Source organism: Klebsiella sp. K47, from assembly GCF_051858335.1.
Taxonomy (GTDB): domain Bacteria; phylum Pseudomonadota; class Gammaproteobacteria; order Enterobacterales; family Enterobacteriaceae; genus Klebsiella; species Klebsiella pneumoniae.
Genome location: NZ_JBPYUI010000082.1, coordinates 1 through 932 on the forward strand (window position 1 = coordinate 1; position 932 = coordinate 932).

The 932-nt window shown below is 51.5% G+C and carries 1 protein-coding gene; it reads right to left on the reverse strand.

Annotated features, from left to right (window positions below):
• A partial coding sequence (locus RRF55_RS27140; protein WP_439419204.1) for a terminase large subunit occupies window positions 1–932 on the reverse strand: 932 nt, incomplete at both ends.

The following is a 932-nucleotide window of genomic DNA, read 5'->3' on the forward strand; positions in this document are numbered from 1 at the left end:
ATGCGGTACTGGTCGAAGGCGATCGCCTTGATATCGAACAACATGGAAAGATCAGCAATGCGCTCAGCAACAAAGCCATATTTCACCGCCTTTCCGGGAGTGGTATGAATATGGCCTCCCCGTTCCCATGCGTCGTAAGGTACGCGGTCTGTTTTCGCTCTATCCAGCAAAGTATCTTTTGGTGTCCAGAACTCCACCAGCAGCTTTCTTTTTTTAGGGAAAAAGAGCGCCAGAGACGTAAGGTCGCGAGTTCCTGAAAGGTCCAGGCCGCCATAACATTCTTCTCCCTGCAGCTCCTGCAGGTCAAAGTCCTCTTCGCACCCCATCCACACATCGCTACTCATCCATGGGTTATCGGCATCCACCCACTGACAGAAGTTTAACCGCCGAACAATGCTTTCCTTCGACGGCATCCCCCGAGCCTGAGTAACCTGCTCACGCAGGTAGCGATCGGTAAAAGTATGACCAAGAGAGGGGTTTGCTTTTTTCCAGCAGGACTCGTCCTTGAATGGGTCTTCTCCTTCGTCCAGGGAGCAAATGAAAGAAAAGAAACTGTCATCCTCAATCGAGCCTTCGGCAACTTTACGCCCATACTCGTGATAGTCGTAGCAGACGCTGGTTTTGTCGTGGCCGCTGTTAGTGATCATGAAAATCAACGCCTGGCGACGACCTTTCGTCCCGGCGCGCATCATTTCCACAACCTGGTTGTTTTTGTGCTCGTGAATTTCGTCAATCAGTGCACAGTGTGGGCGTGGCCCTGACTGCCCATCATCCGAACTGATAGGCCGGAAAAATGAGCCTGTCTGAAGAAATGCAAGGTTCCACTCTTTCCCGGCACCGCCTGATTTATTTATTCGCTGTGCTAACGCAGGGGACTGATCCACCATCGCGACAGCATCACGAAAAAGGATCATGGCCTGGTCTTTTTTCGT